Source organism: Mesobacillus maritimus (assembly GCF_044803185.1).
GTDB lineage: Bacteria > Bacillota > Bacilli > Bacillales > Cytobacillaceae > Mesobacillus_B > Mesobacillus_B maritimus_B.
Window position 1 is genome coordinate 3,892,489 of sequence record NZ_CP085225.1, and the last position, 14,431, is coordinate 3,906,919.

17 protein-coding genes are annotated in these 14,431 nt (G+C 37.5%); 1 reads left to right on the forward strand and 16 read right to left on the reverse strand.

Going from position 1 to position 14,431, the window contains the following annotated elements; genetic code table 11:
- Positions 1 to 53: 53 nt before the first annotated feature.
- Positions 54 to 242, reverse strand: a complete 189-nt coding sequence (locus tag LG336_RS18800) for a YjcZ family sporulation protein (RefSeq protein WP_404329022.1) — start codon at positions 240 to 242, stop codon at positions 54 to 56.
- Between the two features lie 138 nt (positions 243 to 380).
- Complete coding sequence (locus LG336_RS18805; RefSeq protein ID WP_404329023.1) at positions 381 to 878, reverse strand: PTS glucose transporter subunit IIA; 498 nt, start codon at positions 876 to 878, stop codon at positions 381 to 383.
- A gap of 436 nt (positions 879 to 1,314) precedes the next feature.
- On the opposite strand from LG336_RS18805, the gene LG336_RS18810 reads away from it, so the two are divergent.
- Positions 1,315 to 2,085 (forward strand): DUF4397 domain-containing protein, encoded by a 771-nt coding sequence (locus LG336_RS18810; RefSeq protein WP_404329024.1) that lies wholly within the window; start codon positions 1,315 to 1,317, stop codon positions 2,083 to 2,085.
- Positions 2,086 to 2,167: 82 nt separating this feature from the next.
- Here the strand turns inward: LG336_RS18810 and LG336_RS18815 are convergent, their stop codons facing one another.
- The 14 genes from LG336_RS18815 to LG336_RS18880 all read right to left on the reverse strand — a co-directional run bounded on the left by LG336_RS18815 (position 2,168) and on the right by LG336_RS18880 (position 14,352).
- Positions 2,168 to 2,752: a YpmS family protein gene (locus LG336_RS18815; protein ID WP_404329025.1), complete on the reverse strand. Its 585-nt coding sequence runs from the start codon at positions 2,750 to 2,752 to the stop codon at positions 2,168 to 2,170.
- Positions 2,753 to 2,898: 146 nt separating this feature from the next.
- Complete coding sequence (locus tag LG336_RS18820) at positions 2,899 to 3,474, reverse strand: SCO family protein (protein WP_404329026.1); 576 nt, start codon at positions 3,472 to 3,474, stop codon at positions 2,899 to 2,901.
- A 160-nt stretch (positions 3,475 to 3,634) separates the two neighbouring features.
- A complete protein-coding gene (locus LG336_RS18825) occupies positions 3,635 to 4,477 on the reverse strand; it encodes a DegV family protein (protein WP_404329027.1) in 843 nt (280 codons plus the stop codon).
- Positions 4,478 to 4,807: 330 nt separating this feature from the next.
- Positions 4,808 to 5,566 carry a twin-arginine translocase subunit TatC gene (tatC, locus tag LG336_RS18830; RefSeq protein WP_404329028.1) on the reverse strand — a complete coding sequence of 253 codons (759 nt, stop codon included), beginning with the start codon at positions 5,564 to 5,566 and terminating at the stop codon, positions 4,808 to 4,810.
- 118 nt (positions 5,567 to 5,684) lie between these two features.
- On the reverse strand, positions 5,685 to 5,888 hold the full coding sequence (locus tag LG336_RS18835; protein ID WP_404329029.1) for a twin-arginine translocase TatA/TatE family subunit: 204 nt from the start codon (positions 5,886 to 5,888) through the stop codon (positions 5,685 to 5,687).
- Between the two features lie 170 nt (positions 5,889 to 6,058).
- Positions 6,059 to 7,324, reverse strand: coding sequence for a threonine ammonia-lyase IlvA (gene ilvA / locus LG336_RS18840; RefSeq protein WP_404329030.1), 1,266 nt, complete (start codon positions 7,322 to 7,324; stop codon positions 6,059 to 6,061).
- Positions 7,325 to 7,480: 156 nt separating this feature from the next.
- On the reverse strand, positions 7,481 to 8,194 hold the full coding sequence (locus tag LG336_RS18845; protein WP_404329031.1) for a lysophospholipid acyltransferase family protein: 714 nt from the start codon (positions 8,192 to 8,194) through the stop codon (positions 7,481 to 7,483).
- Positions 8,195 to 8,360: 166 nt separating this feature from the next.
- Positions 8,361 to 8,858, reverse strand: coding sequence for a dihydrofolate reductase (locus LG336_RS18850; RefSeq protein WP_404329032.1), 498 nt, complete (start codon positions 8,856 to 8,858; stop codon positions 8,361 to 8,363).
- Positions 8,855 to 9,649 (reverse strand): thymidylate synthase, encoded by a 795-nt coding sequence (locus LG336_RS18855; protein WP_404329033.1) that lies wholly within the window; start codon positions 9,647 to 9,649, stop codon positions 8,855 to 8,857. The genes LG336_RS18850 and LG336_RS18855 overlap by 4 nt, the downstream gene beginning before the upstream one ends.
- Before the next feature lie 104 nt (positions 9,650 to 9,753).
- On the reverse strand, positions 9,754 to 10,455 hold the full coding sequence (locus LG336_RS18860; protein WP_404329034.1) for a toxin: 702 nt from the start codon (positions 10,453 to 10,455) through the stop codon (positions 9,754 to 9,756).
- A gap of 444 nt (positions 10,456 to 10,899) precedes the next feature.
- The gene (locus LG336_RS18865; protein WP_404329035.1) at positions 10,900 to 11,472 is read right to left on the reverse strand and encodes a YpjP family protein; all 573 of its coding nucleotides are present in this window, start codon (positions 11,470 to 11,472) and stop codon (positions 10,900 to 10,902) included.
- A gap of 303 nt (positions 11,473 to 11,775) precedes the next feature.
- Entirely contained in the window at positions 11,776 to 12,552 is a 777-nt protein-coding gene (locus LG336_RS18870; protein ID WP_404329036.1) for a class I SAM-dependent methyltransferase, read from the reverse strand.
- A gap of 111 nt (positions 12,553 to 12,663) precedes the next feature.
- Positions 12,664 to 13,098, reverse strand: coding sequence for a BrxA/BrxB family bacilliredoxin (locus LG336_RS18875; RefSeq protein WP_404329037.1), 435 nt, complete (start codon positions 13,096 to 13,098; stop codon positions 12,664 to 12,666).
- Positions 13,099 to 13,212: 114 nt separating this feature from the next.
- Positions 13,213 to 14,352 carry a glucose-1-phosphate adenylyltransferase gene (locus LG336_RS18880; RefSeq protein WP_404329038.1) on the reverse strand — a complete coding sequence of 380 codons (1,140 nt, stop codon included), beginning with the start codon at positions 14,350 to 14,352 and terminating at the stop codon, positions 13,213 to 13,215.
- Positions 14,353 to 14,431 lie beyond the last annotated feature (79 nt).

Genomic DNA, 14,431 nt, shown 5'->3' on the forward strand with positions numbered 1-14,431 from the left:
TATTATAAAGCAAAAAAAAATTGTCCGGGAGTCCGGACAATTTTTATCTATTTTTACCAACTTCCACAGCTGCAACCAATGATGATAAGCAAAATAAATAGTACCACGACTAACACGAAAGTGTTGTTAGTCCCCACACCTGCAACACCGGCATAAGGGTACCCACCACAGTAGCCGTAGTCGGCAACAGGTGCCATCCCAACAGGTGACATAGGTGCAGGTTGATTAGCATAATGATGCATGAAACATCTCTCCTCTTTTACTATATTTCTTACACTTCTACCTTATGCCGTGGGTACTTGACCTGTTTGTGCATTCGCCTATATTTCTTTTCCAAAGAAAAAAGGTGAGTACCTGAAGCACTACACCTTTCCTTATTATTAACTAAATGTTACTTCTAGCACTGGGGTATTGCCTTTTTCAACTGGCCCTTGTGCCTTCACTTCAAGAGATGAAGCCTGATCAGTATTTGTGATGATAACTGGAGTTATCGTGCTCTTCGCCTTTGTCTTAATGATATCAAGGTCGAATGATACGAGCTTATCTCCAACCTTTACTTTCTCGCCCTCTTTTACAAACGCTTCAAAGCCTTCACCGTTTAGAGAGACTGTTTCAAGGCCAATATGAATAAGAATTTCCGCACCATTTTTTGCTCTTATCCCGATGGCATGCTTAGTTGGAAACACTTGGATGATTTCACCATCTACGGGCGATATAGCTAAGCCTTCCGTTGGTTCAATCGCAATTCCATCTCCCATCATCTTTTCTGAAAAGACAGGATCCGGAACATTGTCTAGAGTTACGGCGTTACCAGTAATTGGAGCAAACAATTGCACAGTTTTAATTTCTTCTTTTTTACCAAATAACTTTTTTAACATAGCAGTACATTCCTTTCGGTGACTTTAAAAAGGTAATGGTAAAACTATCCGAATTTAAAGTCAAGTAATATGGCTTATCTGTTCTCAAAACACCACTACCGTTTTCTTTTAACCGCCAAAAGCAACCTTCTTTATTTAATTATTATCCTCATTCTTTTGGTTTGGTTAACATATTATTTTGATGCATTCTATTGTGCATAACAATCTACAGAACGTACCTAACATTTAATATCTCTTAAAGATTCCAGATTTAATCGTTTTTTGTTTTTTTGACCCAAGAGTAATGATATACGGAAGATAATATTCATTCCCTTATGAAAGTACACCTATTTCTTACGGCGTGGGCACATGTATGCCTGCAAAACCATACTATATAAAGAATCCTTTCTGATTATGTATATCAAAAATTCCAAGAATATTTGTAAGGGAGAAGGATATGACCGTGAATGAAAGCGCAGCAAATTATTTGTACAAAGCGGCCATGTACCAAGAATTATCCAATTTTTATAAATACGGAAATCTGAGTCCCCATATTTATGGTTACTTGAATCATATAAAAAACCATAATAAGCCATCACAGAGAACTCCGACAACCTATAGAAGTGACTCACAACCATTACCAGCACGACTGAGGGTGTTCCATTCAGATAAATCAAACCGAAAATTGGATATTTATCTCGATGGCATCCCCATCATAACCGATCTTTCCTATAGCGAAACGAACCAATACCTCTTAATTCCACCCGGGAAACATCAAATTATAATAAATGTTGCCGGAAATCGAGGTCAACAACTTTTAAAGAAAAATATCTTTTTAGCAGCTGGTAGATATTATACCTTGGTGACAACTAAAGATTCTCGGAATCAAAAATTACTTGCCTTCGAAGACCACCCCATTGTCCCTGTAGGCGAAGCAAAAATTCGGTTTCTGAACCTATCACCTAATGCTCGAGAAATTGATATTGCTGTAAAAAACAGAGACGTAATTTTTCCTAAATTAAATTATAGGAATGCTACTTCATACCTTGGAATAACGCCAATGAAGCTTGATCTTGAAGCGAGAAAACACGGAACAAACGAAGTAGTCTTAAATTTGCCAATACTTTCGCTTAAGCCTAATACAGCCTATTCCGGTATCATTTTAGAAAATGATGATTTTATTCTATGGAGTGATATCCAACACCCAAAAGACTTTCAATTTATATAAAATCCTTCAATTACTTCTTATTTGTATTTTATCAACAATTCAACAAGGGTGTCCCTAAAGGAAACACCCTTGTAATTTCATTCTAGTTTACAGGTACCCACAGAGTGAATGAAATATCATCCCGCTTTAGATTAAACGAATTTGCCCTCACTTTAATATCACTTTTGAGTTCCATCTCCTGTAAAGAGACATAGATACTTTCATTGTTAGGCTGTATTTCCACCCAGTCTGGAAGCTTATAATTTTGCTGAATCACCTTCATGACATAAGCGACAGGAAGATTTAAAGACCCAATTGAAATCGATCTCTGTTTTAACAAGAGGTCACCATTTTCGAGTGCCTGCGGCTCAAAAGTCAGCAACATTTCTAAATTTTGCCCAAAAACAGGAAAAGTCCCGTATAACTCGACATTATCCTTCACAAAGACTTGATAATCAAGCGGCCCCGTAAAGCCTTCTTCAACTAAGTAATGATTAATGACTTTATTTAAATCTGCTTTATTCGTCCGAACTAAAAACGAAACATGTTCATCTTCTGTAATCCCGACATTCTTATCATTTGTTTCGGGTCGTTCAAATGGGGTACTAGCCATTATCAATAAGGTCCCGATAAAAATCCCCACAACTCCGAGTAGGATAAAAAATGCAACTTTCCATTTATTCTTCATTGATTTGAAAGCTCTCCTCTTTAAGGACTTTACAATTAACCCTTTGCGTTTTTTGATAATATTATATCATTCATTTTCTTACATTGACATATGCCCTCGCTCCTTAGTGGAGAAACTCAAATTCAAAAAAAAGACCTAAATAAGGTCTATTGTATTGCTTTTATATCACTGATAATTTCCTCAAAGGGGATATCATTCAAACCAGAATATTGCTTCATAATTTCTCCTTCCTGGTTTACAAGGTAGAAATATGTTTGGTGAATCACCTGATCTCCCTCATCTGGTTTAACCACTAAGGTCTTAAAATTGTCCATTGCAAAGGTTTCGATTTCATCCTGTGTATATCCGGTCAACATATTCCAGTTTTCAAAATCTACATAAAAACGTTCGCCATACTCACGAAGAACTTCTGGAGTATCAACCTTTGGGTCTACGGTAAAAGAGATAAATTCTACATCTTCAAGCTTCTCTTCCTTGACCATTTGTTGCAATTTTTTCATATTCGCGGTCATAGGCGGACAAACATCCGCACAATTGGTGAAAATAAAATCAGCGACCCAAACCTTTCCTTGTAGATCATCGAGTGAAAAAGCGTCACCATTGTGATTAATTGAATTGAAATCCTCAATTGGCCAATTCAATGCTCCTTCTATCCCTTTTTGTCCACACGCAGCCATCACCAATATAGCAGCGAGGATTACAGCATAAACATGTTTTTTCATGATTTTCCCCCACTAATTTCAATATGATTCCATCCTCATTCTAGCAAAGGTCTTTTAATTAAGGAAGAGAAAGGTCTTCACTAATAGATTGAGTCTACCGTATAAATATATTATTTCTTTTTCGCCTTTTTTAAAAGTGGAAGATAGATTTACTGAATGACTATTCTATGTAATACATGAAACCAATAGCACCAGGTCCTGTGTGTGTGCTAACAATGGGCGTTGTATCTTGAATATGAATATCATTATAGCCTGTAATGTCTATGATAGCTGCTTTTAATTTTTCAGCAAGTTCATTTCCATCTGCATGAACAAGACCCACACCTTTTATGAACTTCCCTTTAGCGTCCTCGGCAAACCTTTGTGCAAGGAACTTGATAACCTGAGAATGACTCCTGGCTTTTGAAACTGGAGTATAAACTCCACCTTCGAGTGATGCAATTGGCTTAATATTTAACAAGGAACCAATCATGGCTTTTCCTTTCCCAATCCTGCCGCCTTTAACTAAATTCTCAAGGGTATTAACCACGACAAAGAGCTGGGTCTGTTGTCTAACTTCATCGAGTCTATCTAGTATCTCGTCGATACTCTTACCTTGCTTAGCCAATAATGCTGCCTCGATGACTTGAAAAGCTAAAGCCTTAGAAATAAAACGTGAATCAATTACCCTAACATTAGCTCCCACCATACCTGCAGCAGTTTCTGCAGAACCCACAGTTCCACTCATTCCCCCCGTCATATGTATCGAGAGAATTTCATAGCCTTCCTTCGCATATTGTTCATATACTTTTAAAAACTCCCCTACTGGAGGCTGTGAACTTTTCGGAAGTTCTTTGGAATTCTTCATTTTTTCCATGAATTGACTTGGAGTAATATTTACACGATCTAGAAAATGCTCCTCATCAATCGTGATTGATAAGGGAACAACATGTACATCGTATTTTAATAAGTCTTCATCACTTAAATCAACTGTAGAATCTGTTACAATTTTAACCTTCGCCATACCTATCCCTTTCTAAGTAAAAAAATTTTTTAAGCTTTAAGCTCAGTTTCTTGATTTCTTCTTCATACACCTTTTTTCGTTGAAGGCTACTCCCTTCAAATCATTTGCTCCTGAATGAGCGTAATGAAACCTGGCTAAATAAAATAAAAGGTGCCTAATAGGCACCAAAAGATAAGCGTTATTTTTTAGCTCTAATACTCGGAACCATTTTGTATAAAATCATTCCGCTTTTATACCCTTAATATATTATACCTTATTATTTTCTCAATTTGTGTCCGTTTTACATTTTCTAAAACTTCAAGCTGCTTTCTTAAATGATTCTAGACTCGCCTACTTTTGATTTTCCTCATCGTAGCCCATTTGCTCTTCCCACTCTTTTTCCTTTTTCAACTTTCTTCGATAAACAATCTTAGAAAGATTGATACTGATTTCGTAAAGGAATAGCAGTGGTACAGTTACAAGAAAATCAGACATAATATCTGGCGGTGAAATGACAACGGCAACAACAACTAGCACAAAATAAGCATACTTACGGATCTTCGCAAGCACATAAGGATTAATAATGCCTAAGGAAGTTAGGAACATCACGACTACAGGCATTAAGAAAAGCACGCCAAATGGAATCGTCATATTCAAAATAAAACGGAAATACTTATCAGCAGTAAAGTTCGTAACTACCATGTCACCGCTTAATTCAACTAAGAAGTTTAAGATAGTAGGGAAAATGACGAAATATCCAAACAAAAGACCCACGATAAAGAGGATAAACAAGGCTGGAATATAGGAAAGTGTCATTTTTCGTTCAATCGGTTTTAAGGCCGGCTTAACGAAAAGCCATATTTGTGTTGCAAGCACTGGGATTGTCCCAGCTATGGCAATCACCGTGGCAATCATAAAGTATATCCAAACGATATCACTTGGCCCAAGAACAACTAGCTTGACGTCCAGATCCTGAACAAAAAATTGATAAATATCTTCAACAAAGACAAAACCCACAACAAAAAAGACTAAAAACGCAAAAACTGTGAGAATTAATCGTTTTCTTAGCTCGTCCAAGTGGTCTATTACATTAAGTTCTTTATCTTCCATAAATCTCCCCTACCAAACGTGGATGCGTATTTAGAAAAGCTACAGCACTTCTCTCGCGCTGTAGCTTGTATGCGACTTTCATTTTAAAAAGTTGGGTGTAAGAGCAACCATCCTACACCTATTTTAATGATTTCTGTATTTCTTTCTTCTCTTCTTCAAAATCTTCCATTACATCGCTTGTCAACTCGCGAGTGGATTTTTTAAATTCACGAAGGGTTTGACCAAAAGCTCTACCAATCTCTGGAAGCTTTTTCGGGCCAAAAATGATTAAGGCCAACACAAGGATTAAAATTAATCCTGGAACACCGATGTTCGATAACATTGATCAACATCTCCTTTCACATTGTAAATCTACCATAATTATAGTGCATTTGTTGCCCTTTTTGGGGTTTAGCTATAAATGTTCATAAGACTTTCACAATAACAAATTTAGTGATGTAAATGTAACATTTATACTTGATTCCAACACACATTTTATCTCTATTATGATTTTTAAACAAGTAAATTAAACAACTGGTTATCTTTGTTTAATTCGAGAAAGGAGAAGCCTTTTCTTTCAAGGCTTGCTTTAAGTCGAGAATACTCATTTTTATCCTTTAATTCAATCCCTACAAGCGCTGGACCACTTTCTTTATTATGTTTTTTTGTATATTCAAATCTAGTAATATCATCTTGTGGTGCGAGAACATCATCAAGAAATTCCCGTAGTGCGCCTGCACGTTGAGGGAAATCAACGATAAAATAATGAAGTAACCCTTCAAATAAAAGGGAACGTTCCTTTATTTCCTGCATACGGCTGATATCGTTATTTCCTCCACTAATGACACATACCACGGTTTTCCCTTTTATCTCATCTTTGATGTAATCTAGGGCAGCGATAGGCATGGCTCCCGCAGGTTCAGCGACAACGGCATGCTCATTATAAAGCTCCAATATCGATGTACATACCTTACCTTCTGGTACCACTACAATATCATCAAGGATCTCATTGCAAATCTCGTATGTTTTGGAGCCAACGCATTTTACTGCCGCTCCATCAATAAAGGTATCAATTTTCTCTAGAGGCAAAACGCTTTCGTTAGCAATAGAAGCCTTCATTGATGCAGCCCCAGCTGGTTCTACCCCAATTACTTTAGTAGCTGGAGAGACACTTTTTATGTAAGTGCCCACACCTGACATTAACCCACCACCACCAATGCTTCCGAGTATATAGTCAACGGGTTCTTCACAGTCATTCATTACTTCTACTGCCACTGTACCCTGCCCAGCAATGACTTTTTCATCATCAAAAGGATGGATAAAGGTACGTTCCTCTTTCTCTGCACACTCCACAGCTTTACTATAAGCATCGTCGAAAGAATCCCCTGCAAGGATGATATCGACAAATTCACGTCCAAACATTTCAATTTGTTTTACTTTTTGCTTCGGGGTTGTGGCTGGTAAAAATATTTTCCCTTTCACTCCAAGTTGTCTACATGCGAATGCTACACCTTGAGCATGATTTCCAGCACTGGCACATACAACACCATTTTCTAGATTATCACCTAAAAGCTTCATTGAGTAATATGCCCCTCTTAGTTTAAAAGAACGGACATGTTGCAGGTCTTCTCTTTTAAGATAAACATTAGCCCCATATTTTTCAGAAAGTCGTTCATTTTTCTGTAGTGGTGTATGGGCAACAATTTCCTTAAGATGCCTGTAGGCAATCAATATATCCTCGACTTGCACCCATTTTTTCGCTACTGTTTTTTGTTCCATACAGCACCCTCGTTTCTTAAAATAATTAATTGGTACATTATATCATGAAAAAGCGTTAATTGATGAAAGTTTTTTAATATTTCGCATTAATAAACGTAGGCGAAGTACAAGAGTAGCTTGGCGCTGGAGCTGGATACAGACAACACATACAATTATCTATCTTCTACTACTAACTATCATTTCTCTCAGTTCCTCTGCGACTAGTTTCAGGTCTTTATCCTGATAGTCTTTAAACGGGATGGGGGGACAAATGGTTAGAGTTATGTTTGCCGGTTTAATCAGTCTTCCATTCTTCTCGAAAACATCGGCGGTTCCCTCAATCGAGATAGGAACAATCGGGACACCTGCATCTTTAGCAAGTCTTAAGCTCCCTGATTTAAACTCACCTATCGGGCCACCCTTGCTTCGTGTACCCTCCGGAAAAATTAAAATACTATGACCATCTTTTAAAAGTTTAACTCCTTCTCGAATGGAGCGCACTGCTTGGCGCCGATCCTTTCGATCAAGGTAAACACAATTCATCACATCCATCCATTTGGAAAGCACTGGCACTTTTTTCACTTCTATTTTTGAAATGAATCCAAACGGTTTATTTAAAAACCCTAACAATAATGGGATATCAAAATCTCCCTCATGATTACCTACGATTAAAACAGGTCCCTCCGGCAAATTTTGTTCTCCTCGAACCTCAACCTTTGAGTCTGTCATTTTCATGATGGTTTCCGACCATGTCTTAGGTGTTTCCTGAACGAGTCTATCTCTTTCTCGTGCAGACATTCCCTTCGGTAGTGCCTGCATTCGTCTTAGCTTTGGGATACTATACACTAAATAGCCACTCATATATAAAAAAATAAATACCAAACGTAGCATGGGTTTCCTCCTTAACTATTTTTCCAGATATATTATAATTGATAGATAGGCTATTAAACTCTAATTATATAACTTTTTTGTGTTTAGTTATTATAATACTCGATTCGAGGTACATCGTTAAATAAAGCAAAGAATAAAATAGGCAGCCGTAATAGGCTGCCCATTTTTATTCTTGCTTTCGTTTATAAATGAGGAATTCATAATCATAAGGATTTTTCTCATCCTTAACTCCCATTTGTCTAGACTCTAATTCCCATTCGTCAATATGAAATACGGGAAAAAGGGTATCCCCTTCAAATTGGTGATGAATCATGGTCAAATACAAGCGATCTGCATGTTGCATGAGTTCCTTAAAGATTTCTGCTCCGCCAATCACAAACACTTCTTCAGCTTCATCAAATTTATTCGTGTAGTCTATAAACTCTTCTACTGAATGCAGGATTGTACAGCCTTCACTCTTATACTGTCTGTCCCGGGTGATGATAATATTTTCACGTCCTGGAAGCGGCTTCCCAATCGATTCATGAGTTTTACGTCCCATCGCAATCGGATGCCCCATTGTGACTCTTTTAAAAAACTTCAGATCCTCAGGTAAATGCCATGGAAGCTTATTGTAACTGCCGATAACCCTTTTCTCATCCATCGCCCAAATTAATGATATCATACACTCACGACTCCTTTAATATGTGGATGCGGGTCGTAATCTTCAAGGGTAAAGTCCTCATAACGGAAACCGAAAATGTCTTTCACCTCTGGGTTAATTTTCATTATCGGCAACGGGCGCGGATCTCTTGTTAATTGGAGCTTTACTTGTTCAAGATGATTTGTATAAATATGGGCATCCCCCATCGTATGAATGAAATCTCCAGGTTCGAGGTCACATACTTGAGCAATCATCATCGTTAACAATGCGTATGAGGCAATGTTAAAGGGAATGCCCAAAAACACGTCCGAACTGCGCTGGAAAAGCTGACAAGAAAGTTTTCCGTCGGCAACATAGAACTGGAAAAGGCAATGACATGGTGGTAAAGCCATATTATCTACGTCTGCCACATTCCACGCACTTACAATCAACCTTCTTGAATCAGGGTTATTCTTAATTTGGTGGATTAAATTTGAAATTTGATCTATGCTTCCCCCATCAGGAGTTGGCCATGACCTCCATTGATGTCCGTAGACTGGTCCAAGTTCACCATTTTCGTCTGCCCACTCATTCCAGATTCGAACACCATTATCCTGAAGATATTTCACATTCGTATCTCCACTTAAAAACCAAAGTAGTTCATGTATGATACTTTTCAAATGTAATTTTTTTGTTGTGACTAGTGGGAACCCTTCCTTTAAATCGAATCTCATCTGATACCCAAAGGTACTGATTGTCCCCGTTCCGGTTCGATCTTCTTTTTTTGTCCCATTTTCTAGTACATGTTTACACAAGTCTAAATATTGCTTCATAGAAAATCCCACCTTTAATTTAAAACAGTCTATCTTATTTTAGAATACTAAGAGCATTAAATCCAGAACAAAAAACGACAAACCTTTCTTTGTCGTCCAGTCAATTATTCAAGACTATCGATAAACCAATACGTTTCTGGAGCAACTTTCCGTAATAATTCTTTATGTTCTCCACCCAGGTAATACATCGCGAAGGTTTCAGCAAAATACTCTTCTGGATAGTTTAAAAAGTAATCTCTTCCTGGAAACAGGTATTTCGTTTCCTTTTTCCAGATTTCAAGGAACTTTGGATCTTCACGAATCAGTTTATAGACATGACGGTCAATCGAATGAGCAAGTTCATGTAGTTCTAGGTTTACAGAACTATGACCTGCCCCTTGTTCACTGCTTCCAATTTTAGCCAGAACTAATTTAGAACCACCAACACCAGGTACCTCGTCCCATGTTTTATCAGTTTTGTATCCTCTAGGAATAACACCTCGAAGGTCACGAGCGGAAGGATTGTCTGTGAGCTTTCCGTTAAAGAGCGCTAAATAAATTCTCTCCTCCGTAATTCTTCTTAGCATTTTTTCTGGTAGAGCATCAATTCGAGAGATAATTTTTGCCACTTCGATATAATCAAAGGATTCTTCAGGTAATAATATTATCTCGCCAAGTAAATCGAGATGCTCTACATTCAAATTTTCATATAATAATGAGTGTTTGGGGTAGTGTTTCAATGGAGTTCCATTCACATTCGCATGTAAACTTCCAGGTAGTAAAAAAGTGAAGACGGCAATGAGGAGGAATTGACTTAATCTGCGCATCTCATCGTCTCCCTTATTATGTGTTATATTATAAACCTATTAAAATTATATCATATATATTACAATTCCCGATGGCACCTAAAGCAGTTTACAGAATAAGGAAACCTTTGTCCCTCTTCACACTTTTCAATGCTTATGCATATAGTTCAGTACATAGTGAAGTAGGTGAAAGAACCATGTTTTTTATGGGACGAAAACGCAAGCAGTATACAGCTGCAGACTTTGAGCTGTATCGACAAGTGGTGACCTCCGGTAAATTAATCCTGCTAGACTTGTTTTTCTACACGCTATTCTTCGTTATTATGTTTTATAGTGTTCCTGTGCAAGTCTATGTTTCAACCAGTATCGTGTTCACACTGTATCTGCTGACCTCTTTGTACCTCTATTTGCAATCAAGAAAAAAGAGAAAGAGAGCAATCGACAACTGATTGCTCTCTTTCTCTTTTAACTTTTCCACTTAGGTGGTGTATTTTTATTCCAGTAGATTGTCCCTAATTCATAATGCGTTTGAAATTGATCATGATACGTATGGTAATGGAAATTAAACCAATATCCTTCTTGAGGAGGGTTATCTCTTCTAACATGGAAACGAATAATATCGCTCTTTTGCTCATTCACAATATGAAAGATTTTCTCAGAAAAACCCCCACCTGGTACTTCAGTTACTTCAAGATTCACAAGAAGTTCTTCGGGAAACTGTTCAGCCACTGATGCGATTGCAGCCTCCATATTAGGGAGAATAATTTCACGAAATTCGTCTTCTATCACAGGACCAATCCGGCTTCCAAACTTCGTTAAGGATTGCTGTTCTGCTTCCTTCATAATTCTACTAACGAAGCTTTCATGATTTTCATGTGTTAAAGAATCAGAATGAATTGAAACATTTTCAAACGTATCTGGACGGTCATTATCTTTTGGTTCTATTGATAGCAGTTCAGACGCCTGTGCTGGAGAAACAAGGCCAAACGTGATGATGGATATTAAAACGACGAGAAAATTCCTTAGCCACAACGGCATAATTGATCTCCTTTCGTACAATTCTTCAGGTTTACTATTAAGTGATTCTATTAATCAATTTTTTTTATTAATAGTATTATACCGTTTTTTATAAGGAGGAGAAAGGTTTTCCATCTTTTCATGTAGGATAAATTTAAAATTTACGTATATCAGTACATCTAATGTACATAATCTTAAGACAGAAGTAAAAAAGGGGGAATTTTTATTGACTTGGGCGGTTGCTATTATTAGTTTAATCATGCTTGGCTATTTCGTTTACCTAACAGCGACAGATTAATCAAAAAAAACCTGGAAGAATTTCTTTCAGGTTTTTTTAATTACTCCAAAATGAAACTTTGCAGACTTTCTTCGATTGACTGTAAAATCATACTGCGCAAACCTTGTGCTGCGAAAATGGTCCTTTAATACAATTCGTTTTCTAGCAATTCGATGAGCTTGTTTCATCAATTCTGTAGAAAGACCCTCATCTTTAGCAAATTTCGCTAACCCTCTAATTCCATCTGATTCAAGGATGGTTTCCTCAAACATCGGATCAAAGTATACACAATCAAAACTTTTGTCTTCAAGCTCTTGCAGCACTTCTAGGGAATTATTTTGTTTGATTATAATTCTTCTCATTGCCTCATTCATGTCATCGATGCCTGAATCCCATTGGTTCAAACCTTCTCTTACCAAATATGCCAGATATGGATTCGCCTCAATTCCGACTACTTTCCCAGTCTCCCCAACTGCAAAACTTGCTACGATGCTATCGGAAGCTAGTCCTAAAGTACAATCTAAGATACTCATCCCCGTCTGTAACTGAGCTGCATCTATAAATGGATCATGTTCTCCTTTCAACAAGCGTTTAATCCGAAACATAGAGGAATTAGGATGAAAGAAAAAAGGAGTCTCCTCACCCAAAGGATAAAGTTCTAGTCGGTTTTTACCAACAACAATACAACCTTCCTTTTCTGTTTCCATCAGGGTCAGGACGGAACGTTTTCTTCGAGTAACATACTTAGAGTCTAATTCAATTGCTGCTTGCTTCGCTTTATTGCCCATTTCTTCTGTTGTACGTCCGGCCGTTGTAATAATCACCTCTAAACCACCTGCATTCATATATAATGATAAGGTCTCTTATCGATATTACCCAAAATAGAAAAAAGGACATCATTTTAGACATCCTTTTCTTCCTTTAAAACAGCTCCATTAACAATTTGCTTCGAAGGCTGTCTCAAGGTTTTCCATTACTTCTTCCATTGATTTTCCTTCAATTTCATGGCGTGGGATGAAGTGAACAACTTCTTTCCCTTTCAAAAGTGCCATTGACGGTGAAGATGGCTCAATTCCTGTAAAGTATTCACGCATTTTTGCGGTCGCTTCCTTTTCCTGTCCAGCAAACACAGTGACAAGGTTATCCGGTTTTTTCTCTGAACGAAGCAAAGCCTGATTAACAGCAGGACGAGCTAAACCAGCAGCACAACCACATACAGAATTAACGACCACAAGGGTTGTACCAGTTGTGTTTTCAACATACGCTTCAACATCTTCAGGTGTTAATAATTCCTTAAAGCCTGCATGAACAAGTTCCTCGCGCATTGGCTTTACCATTTGTCTCATATATTCTTCATAAGCCATTGACATCTATATCACTCCTATCATTAGTTGCAGTGTTAGCATACTATCTTTTACCATTGAATGCAATTTAGACGCCACTTGAGTGAGTGGTTGAAAACATTCATTTCCCTCTCCCTAGACTCACCGACGATTCAGGATTTTTTTTTCATCGATGCGAAGAATATTACTGAATGAATCATTAAATTTAAGATTGCTATCAATGATGGTATTGCCATTAACGACTGAATTTTTAATTTCAACGTTTTCTTTTATTATGGTATTTGGCAAAATAACAGAATTTTTTATTACCGACCCTTTACCTACCGTGACACTGTGGGAAATAACTGAACTTTGTATTTTCCCATAAATCTCACACCCTTCGCCAACAAGGGACTGGGTAAATGATGACCCTTCCTCAAAAAATGTGGGAGGCAAGGAATAGTCGGCTGTGAATATTGGCCAATCCTTTTGTTTAAGAATTGGATTCGTCTTTAATGAAAGCAAATCCATATTTGCCTCCCAATAGCTTTCAACAGTACCAACATCCTTCCAGTACCCATTGAATTCATGGGCGAACAAACGATAATTAGACTTTAACATGAATGGGATAATATCCTTGCCAAAATCATTTAAATAATCCCGATCATTTTGAAACTGTTCAAATATAGCCTTTAAAGTTTGCCAATTGAAAATATAGATACCCATGGATGCAATATTCGATTGAGGAAAAAGAGGCTTTTCTTCAAAACCGAGGATTCGTTTTGTCTTAGGATCTATGTTCATAACACCAAATCTTGACGCTTCATCCCAAGGTACATGGGTTACCGAAATCGTTACGTCAGCAGCACTCCTTTTATGTAGATCAAGCAACTTATTATAGTCCATTTTGTAGATATGATCACCAGAAATCACTAAAACATATTCAGGGTTATGGTACTGGATATATTGCCGATTTTGCGCTATCGCATGAGCGGTCCCTTCATACCAACGATCCATATCATCGCATTGAAACGGAGGGAGAAAGGTTATGCCTGAATCTTTACGATTTAGTTCCCAATTCTCACCATTACTAATATAATTTTGCAATGTATGCGGTTGATACTGGGTTAGAATTCCTACGGTATTCATTCCCGAGTTCCGACAATTGCTAAGAGCAAAATCAATAATTCTATACTTCCCCCCAAAAGGAACTGCTGGTTTAGCCATTTTTTCCGTTAATTTCTTAAGTCTCGTACCTCTTCCCCCAGCTAGTAATAAGGTTAAAATTTCCTTTTTCGCCATAAGAATCTCCCTTGGTACTGTTTTTCGGTGGAGTTCACCACGTTTCCTAACCAAAGTTAAAAGCTTAATCTTCTAAATT

Excerpts from the sequence above, each read along its gene's own strand:
- LG336_RS18800 (WP_404329022.1), bottom strand. The coding sequence starts at position 242 with ATGCATCATTATGCTAATCAACCTGCACCTATGTCACCTGTTGGGATG.
- LG336_RS18805 (WP_404329023.1), bottom strand. The coding sequence starts at position 878 with ATGTTAAAAAAGTTATTTGGTAAAAAAGAAGAAATTAAAACTGTGCAA.
- LG336_RS18810 (WP_404329024.1), top strand. The coding sequence starts at position 1,315 with ATGACCGTGAATGAAAGCGCAGCAAATTATTTGTACAAAGCGGCCATG.
- LG336_RS18815 (WP_404329025.1), bottom strand. The coding sequence starts at position 2,752 with ATGAAGAATAAATGGAAAGTTGCATTTTTTATCCTACTCGGAGTTGTG.
- LG336_RS18820 (WP_404329026.1), bottom strand. The coding sequence starts at position 3,474 with ATGAAAAAACATGTTTATGCTGTAATCCTCGCTGCTATATTGGTGATG.
- LG336_RS18825 (WP_404329027.1), bottom strand. The coding sequence starts at position 4,477 with ATGGCGAAGGTTAAAATTGTAACAGATTCTACAGTTGATTTAAGTGAT.
- tatC (WP_404329028.1), bottom strand. The coding sequence starts at position 5,566 with ATGGAAGATAAAGAACTTAATGTAATAGACCACTTGGACGAGCTAAGA.
- LG336_RS18835 (WP_404329029.1), bottom strand. The coding sequence starts at position 5,888 with ATGTTATCGAACATCGGTGTTCCAGGATTAATTTTAATCCTTGTGTTG.
- ilvA (WP_404329030.1), bottom strand. The coding sequence starts at position 7,324 with ATGGAACAAAAAACAGTAGCGAAAAAATGGGTGCAAGTCGAGGATATA.
- LG336_RS18845 (WP_404329031.1), bottom strand. The coding sequence starts at position 8,194 with ATGCTACGTTTGGTATTTATTTTTTTATATATGAGTGGCTATTTAGTG.
- LG336_RS18850 (WP_404329032.1), bottom strand. The coding sequence starts at position 8,858 with ATGATATCATTAATTTGGGCGATGGATGAGAAAAGGGTTATCGGCAGT.
- LG336_RS18855 (WP_404329033.1), bottom strand. The coding sequence starts at position 9,649 with ATGAAGCAATATTTAGACTTGTGTAAACATGTACTAGAAAATGGGACA.
- LG336_RS18860 (WP_404329034.1), bottom strand. The coding sequence starts at position 10,455 with ATGCGCAGATTAAGTCAATTCCTCCTCATTGCCGTCTTCACTTTTTTA.
- LG336_RS18865 (WP_404329035.1), bottom strand. The coding sequence starts at position 11,472 with ATGCCGTTGTGGCTAAGGAATTTTCTCGTCGTTTTAATATCCATCATC.
- LG336_RS18875 (WP_404329037.1), bottom strand. The coding sequence starts at position 13,098 with ATGTCAATGGCTTATGAAGAATATATGAGACAAATGGTAAAGCCAATG.
- LG336_RS18880 (WP_404329038.1), bottom strand. The coding sequence starts at position 14,352 with ATGGCGAAAAAGGAAATTTTAACCTTATTACTAGCTGGGGGAAGAGGT.